Annotated in this window: 9 protein-coding genes and 1 pseudogene; 2 read left to right on the plus strand and 8 right to left on the minus strand. The window is 60.3% G+C overall.

Features of this window, described 5'->3' with window-relative positions; all coding sequences use genetic code 11:
• The 7 genes and pseudogenes from HX846_RS14055 to HX846_RS14085 form a co-directional block, all read right to left on the minus strand.
• Positions 1-473 (minus strand): annotated as a pseudogene (locus tag HX846_RS14055) (amino acid deaminase); the annotation flags it as partial.
• A gap of 9 nt (positions 474-482) precedes the next feature.
• Entirely contained in the window at positions 483-1,247 is a 765-nt protein-coding gene (locus HX846_RS14060; protein WP_003208002.1) for an IclR family transcriptional regulator, read from the minus strand.
• Between the two features lie 70 nt (positions 1,248-1,317).
• Positions 1,318-1,707: a RidA family protein gene (locus HX846_RS14065; protein WP_003208000.1), complete on the minus strand. Its 390-nt coding sequence runs from the start codon at positions 1,705-1,707 to the stop codon at positions 1,318-1,320.
• A 23-nt stretch (positions 1,708-1,730) separates the two neighbouring features.
• Positions 1,731-2,516 (minus strand): amino acid ABC transporter ATP-binding protein, encoded by a 786-nt coding sequence (locus HX846_RS14070; RefSeq protein WP_003207998.1) that lies wholly within the window; start codon positions 2,514-2,516, stop codon positions 1,731-1,733.
• Positions 2,513-3,175, minus strand: coding sequence for an amino acid ABC transporter permease (locus HX846_RS14075; RefSeq protein WP_178965574.1), 663 nt, complete (start codon positions 3,173-3,175; stop codon positions 2,513-2,515). The genes HX846_RS14070 and HX846_RS14075 overlap by 4 nt, the downstream gene beginning before the upstream one ends.
• Positions 3,176-3,184: 9 nt before the next feature.
• Complete coding sequence (locus HX846_RS14080; RefSeq protein WP_003207993.1) at positions 3,185-3,847, minus strand: amino acid ABC transporter permease; 663 nt, start codon at positions 3,845-3,847, stop codon at positions 3,185-3,187.
• 52 nt (positions 3,848-3,899) lie between these two features.
• Positions 3,900-4,748, minus strand: a complete 849-nt coding sequence (locus tag HX846_RS14085; protein WP_003207992.1) for a transporter substrate-binding domain-containing protein — start codon at positions 4,746-4,748, stop codon at positions 3,900-3,902.
• A gap of 336 nt (positions 4,749-5,084) precedes the next feature.
• Here HX846_RS14085 and HX846_RS14090 point away from each other — a divergent pair, with 336 nt between their 5' ends.
• Together HX846_RS14090 and HX846_RS14095 are read left to right on the plus strand one after the other, a co-directional pair.
• Complete coding sequence (locus HX846_RS14090; protein WP_003207990.1) at positions 5,085-5,321, plus strand: hypothetical protein; 237 nt, start codon at positions 5,085-5,087, stop codon at positions 5,319-5,321.
• A 148-nt stretch (positions 5,322-5,469) separates the two neighbouring features.
• On the plus strand, positions 5,470-5,847 hold the full coding sequence (locus HX846_RS14095; protein ID WP_178965575.1) for a co-chaperone YbbN: 378 nt from the start codon (positions 5,470-5,472) through the stop codon (positions 5,845-5,847).
• Here HX846_RS14095 and HX846_RS14100 read toward each other — a convergent pair.
• On the minus strand, positions 5,783-5,975 hold a 193-nt coding region (locus HX846_RS14100), incomplete at its 5' end, for a PhzF family phenazine biosynthesis protein (protein WP_178965576.1). The genes HX846_RS14095 and HX846_RS14100 overlap by 65 nt on opposite strands.

Consider the following 5,975-nt stretch of genomic DNA (forward strand, 5'->3'; position numbering starts at 1 on the left):
CAACGCCCGCCGACCACGCCGTATTCGATCATCACGTTCAAGCGCAGGCCACGGGCGGCGAAGAACAGGCCCAGGTCGGCGACGTTGTCCGGGTGGTCGACCATGCAGTGGAAGTCGAATTCGGGGTCGGCCAGCAGGTCGGCGATCAGCGCCATGTTCGGCGCGCCCACCAGTTGGTTGGCCATCAACACCCGGCGAACCCCACCGGCGTACGCAGCGCGGGTCTGCACGGCGTTGGCCAGGGTGATGCCCCAGGCGCCCTGCTCGATCTGCCGCTGGAACAGCGCGGGCATCATGCTGGTCTTGCCGTGAGGCGCCAATTGCGCACCGCTGTTGCTGACGAAATCCTGCATCCAGCGGATGTTGTGTTCCAGGGCGTCACGGTGCAACACCAGGGCTGGCAGGCTGACGTCACGGACCAGATGTGCACCGATGGCGGCGGCGCCTTTTTCAACGGCATTGAAGGCAGACATAAGGGTTTCCTATTCGTTGATGCGACGGGCCAGGTTGTTCGCACTGTCGATCAGCACCCGGCGGTAGTCGTTGTAGTTTTTGATCGCATCGGCCCGTGGGGCGACGATGCACAGGGTCGCAATGCTGATGCCTTGGGCGTCCCGGACCGGGGCGGCAAAGCAGTGGGTAAAGGTGTCGGCGACACTGTCGAAGGAGAAGAATCCGTCGAGGGTGGCCTGACGGATTTGCCCGAGGAAGGTTTCCAGAGGCAGGCGCTGACCGTCCGGGAGGATGAAGTCGTCGTAGTCGATCAGGTCGATGATTTGCTGGTCGCTCAGGTGGCCCAGCAGCAGGCGGCCGGAGGCGGTCCAGGGGATCGGCGCGTTCTCGCCGATGTCTGAGGAAATGCGGAAATGCCGCTCGCCTTCGCGCATCAGGGCCACGGTGTATTTGCGGCCATTGAGCAGGCACATCTGGGCGGTTTCGTGGGTTTGGCTGACGATTTCCTGCAGGGCGTGGTCGGCTTCGCGGGTCAGGTCGAAATGGCGCAGGTGGGCCTGGCCGAGGAAGTACAGCTGACGGCCGAGGTAGACGTGACCGTCCTTGCCGACGGTTTCGAGGATGCGCCGTTCCAGCAGCGAGGCCACCAGCTCGTAGACCGTGGATTTGGGGCTGCCGATGCCGCTGGCGATGTCATTCGGGCGCAGGGGCTGGCCGATTTCCTTGAGGAAATCGAGGATATCGAACGCCCGGTCGAGGCCTTTGGCGCGGCGTTTGATGGTGTCTTCGGTCATGGCAGTCGTCGGTCCCGTTTGAAGATGTAGCTATCAACACAGACCCCCTGTGGTCTCAAGAGACGGGCATTTAGCCTTTTTTCTTGTAGGCCACGCAATCGATCTCAACCTTGCAATCGACCATCATGTTCGCCTGCACACACGCCCGCGCCGGAGCATGTTCCGGGTTGAAGTATTCGCCGAAGACTTTGTTGAAGCTCCAGAAGTCCCGTGGGTCTTCCAGCCATACACCGACGCGCACCACGTCTTCAAGGGCGTAGCCGGCTTCTTCGAGAATCGCCACCACGTTGCGCATGGTCTGGTGGGTCTGCTCGACGATCCCGCCCGTGATGATTTCACCGTCCACCGCCGGCACCTGGCCCGACACGTACAACCAGCCATCTGCTTCCACCGCGCGGGCGAAAGGACGAGGCTGGCCGCCGCCTGCAGTGGCGCCGGTGCCGTAACGAGTAATGCTCATAATGGATCTCCTGAAGTGATGATTTAAAAACGAATGTTCTTGAGAAATTCCGCCAGTCGCGGCGATTGCGGGCGTTCGAAAATGTCCTTCGGCGGCCCTTGTTCTTCAATGCGGCCCTGGTTCATGAAGACGATCTTGTCCGAGACCTCATAGGCAAAGCGCATTTCGTGGGTGACCAGCAACATGGTCATGCCCTCTTCCGCCAAACCCTTGATTACGCTGAGCACTTCGCCCACCAGTTCCGGGTCCAGGGCCGAGGTGACTTCGTCGAACAGCATCAGGCTCGGGTTCATCGCAATCGCCCGGGCAATCGCCACGCGCTGTTGCTGGCCGCCCGACAGTTGGCCCGGGAAGTGATTGCGGCGCTCCAGCAGGCCGACACGGTCCAGCCATTTTTCCGCCAGTGCAACCGCTTCGTCCTTGCCCATCTTCTTGACCTTGAGCAGGCCCAGGGTGACGTTCTGCAAGGCGGTCAGGTGCGGGAACAGGTTGAACTGCTGGAACGCCATGCCGGTCATCGCGCGGTGCTGGGAGATCACCCGCTCCGGGTGGCGCACGCGCTTGCCGCCGACCTCGCTGTAGCCGATGGATTCACCGTCGAGGGTGATCTGGCCGCCCTGGAATTCTTCCAGCAGGTTGACGCAACGCAGCAGCGTGGTCTTGCCCGAACCGCTGGAGCCGATCAATGTCACGACGTTGCCGCGCTGCATGCTCAGGTCGACGCCCTTGAGCACTTCCACCGGGCCGTACTGTTTACGCAGGCCGCGAATGTTCAGCAGTGGCTGGCTTTCTTTTGAGAGTTGGTTCATGGCAACGCCACCCGCTTTTCAATGTAACGCCCCAACAATTCGATGGCGTAGTTGATGACAAAAAACATAAAGCCTGCAAACAGGTAGAACTCCAGGGTCATGAACGTCCGGGCGATGACCTGTTGGGTGCTGAGGAGCAGCTCGGCCACACCGATCACCGACAGCAAGGTGGAAGCCTTGACGATTTCGGTGGACGAGTTGACCCAGGTCGGCAGGATCTGCCGCAGCGCCTGGGGTAACAGCACGTAGCCCAGGGATTGATAGAAGGTCAGGCCGATGGCCTTGCCCGCTTCCAGTTGCCCCTTGGGAATGGCCTGCAATGCACCGCGCACGATTTCCGAAACGTGAGAGCCGCAGAACAGCGTCAGGCCCACGGCACCGGCCTGGAACGCAGTGACCTGCCAGCCAAGCGCCGGCAGCATGTAGAAGCACGCCAATACCAGCACAAACACCGGCGTACCGCGGATCAGGTCGACGTACAGGCGAAACGGTGCGCGCATCCAGAATTTGCCGTAGGTCAGTACCAAGCCGGCGACGATGCCGATCAGGGTGCCGAAGATAATGGCCAGGGCCGAGCAGTAGACGCTGGTCTGGAACCCCGCCCAGAGGGTTTCCCGGGCGATCCACAACTCATGCAGCCAGCTGGGGGATTCGTACATGGGCGCTCCTTAGCGGCGAATTGCCAAACGCTGTTCCAGGTAACGGAGCAGCATGGCAATGAGGTAACAGGCAGCCACGTAGAGCGCGGTCGTGACCATCCAGGTTTCAATCACCCGGTAGCTTTCGACGTTGATCTTGCGGGCGTAATAGGTCAGCTCCGGCACCGCGATCGCGGCGGCCAGGGAGGTGTCCTTGAACAGCGAGATAAAGTTGTTCGACAGCGCCGGCAGCACGTTGCGCAGCATCACCGGCACGGTGATGTACGCGCGGATACGCCATTCGCCCAGGCCAATGGCCAGGCCCGCTTCACGCAACCCCTTGGGAATGTTCAGCAGGCCTGCGCGAAAGACCTCGGTGAGGTAGGCACCGGCGTACAACGACAGGGTGATGATGAACGAAGGGATCTTGTCCAGCCGGATACCCAGGCTGGGCAAGGCGAAGTAGATCAACAGGATCAGCACCAGGATCGGGGTGTTGCGGATCACCGTCACATACACCGAGGCCACGATGCGCAGCGCACGGTGTTTGGACAGCATCGCAAACGCCATCAACAGGCCGATCACGCAACCGATGGCGATGGACAGCAGTGCCAGTTCAAGGCCGAGGCCGAGCCCCGCCAGCAAGCTGGGGAAATCGCGCCACACAGCGGCAAAGTTCAACTGATAGTTCATGGTCGGCAGTACCTGATTGGGGCGCCGTCAGCGACGCCCCAGGGTTTACGAATTACTTGAACTCAACCGGGAAACCGATCGCAGGCTCCGGCAGGTCCACACCGAACCATTGCTTGAACGAGGCCTTGTACATTGGGAATTCCACACCGGTCATGGCTTCATGCAGGGCGGTGTTGACGAAGTTCAGCCAGTCCTGGTCGCCACGCTTGACGGCGCACGCATAGGTTTGCGGGCTCCAGGCGTAGCTCGGGCTGCGGTAGCGGCCCGGGTTTTGCACCATCAGGTACTTGACCGAGGACTGGTCGGTGGCAGCGGTGTCGGCACGCCCGGAGTTCACGGCCTGGTACATCAGGTCGACGCTGTCGTACTGGTCGACCTTGGCTTTGGGCAATGCCTGGTGCACCAGCTCTTCGGCGTAGACGTTTTGCAGCACGGCCACGGTGACGCTGTCGCCGGCGGCCTGCAGGTCTTCGATTTCCTTGTACTTGCTGTTGGCCGGCAGCAGCAGGCCCACACCTTCGCGGTAGTACGGCAGGGTGAAGGCCACCTGCTGCGCACGGCTTGCCGTGACGGTGATGAACTGGCAGCTCATGTCGACCTTGTCGGTCAACAGGTTGGGAATGCGGGCATCGGAAGACTGCACCACGTATTCGACTTTGCTCGGGTCATTGAACAGACCCTTGGCCACGATGTGGCCGATGTCGATGTCAAAACCCTGCAACTTGCCATCCGCTCCCTGGAAGTGCCACGGCGCATTGGTACTGCCTGTACCCACGATCAGGTGCCCACGCTTGAGCACTGTATCGAGCTTGCTGTCCGCCGCCTGCACTACGCTGGCGAGGGAAGCCGATGCGGCGAAGAGAAAAACACACGCTTTGAACACGGAAGGTCGGTGATGCATGACAAGCACTCCAGGAGTTGTGTATTCCGCTATACCGGAACTTAGTATGTAACAACGGAATAGACAGCAGAAAGTGTGCCACACGCAGTAACATAAAAATATTGCGGGATTAATTTCTTTTTAAATCAACGGGATAGATTTTTATCAGCGATAAGGCACTGGGCCAGCCGCTGCAATCAGATTGCTACCGTTGGCTACACACCGGGGTGACAGGCCACATTTGGGTGCGGGGGCGGGTCGTTACCGTGCACGAAAGCGGTGCAGTGGCCGGATGGAAGAATTCCGTGGCTGGGCTAGTCTTGGCAGATGATCGAGCCCCCCAAGGAACGCGTTCAGATGAAGATCAGTCTTGTCCTTATGTTGTTGTCGCTGGCATTTGCCACCCAGGTGTTCGCCAAGGATGACCGGCGCGAATGCAAGGCCGAGCTGGTCAGGCTGAAGGCGGCGTTCAGTACGAACTACACCACGCAGAATCATCATGGGTATCGTCGGGCCAAGGATGCCAAGGATCAGGGTGACTATAAGCAGTGCGTGGGGTTGGCGAAGAAGGCTCGGGAGCGGGCGGAGCGTTGAATCCTTTGGGGCTGCTGCGCAGCCCAGCGGGAGCAAGCTCCCTCGCCACAATGGGCTACTTGGAGGTGGGTACCTGTTAGTTTTGACAGTAGACGGTTTTGATCGCCGGGATTAGCGTGGGCCAGGCCTTTCGCTCAAGGAGATCATCATGGGAATTGCAACGGCGGTGATTGCCGATGCCGAGCAGTATCAGCAGTTGCTCAAGACGCATAGAACGGTGTTCATGCTGTTTGTTTCGCAGCACTGCCCGGCCTGCGGGGAAGCCGGGCCACTGTTTGAACGGATTGCCGGGAAATACGCCAGCTCCGTGAAAAGCCTGGTGCTCGACACTGCCCGAACCCCGAGGCATCCCGAGGTTACCGGCACGCCTACCCTGCTGGTTTTCCAGAATGGCAAGATGATCAATAAGCTGGAGGGGTTCGACGAAAAAACGCTGAGGGAGACGTTCACCAGGACCAGAATCAGTCCTCCAACATCAACCGCGCCGTCCCCGAAACCCGAATCGAGGCACCCTTTTCATCGGTGATCTGCGCCTGCAAGCGCGAACGGCTGCCCATGTCCTCGCCTTGAATGATGTCGATGCGCCCGTTGTGCGGCCAGCCCAGGTCCCGCAGGTAGCCGGCAAAGGCAGCGGTCGCGGCACCCGTGGCCGGG

Source organism: Pseudomonas sp. K5002, from assembly GCF_013386655.1.
Taxonomy (GTDB): domain Bacteria; phylum Pseudomonadota; class Gammaproteobacteria; order Pseudomonadales; family Pseudomonadaceae; genus Aquipseudomonas.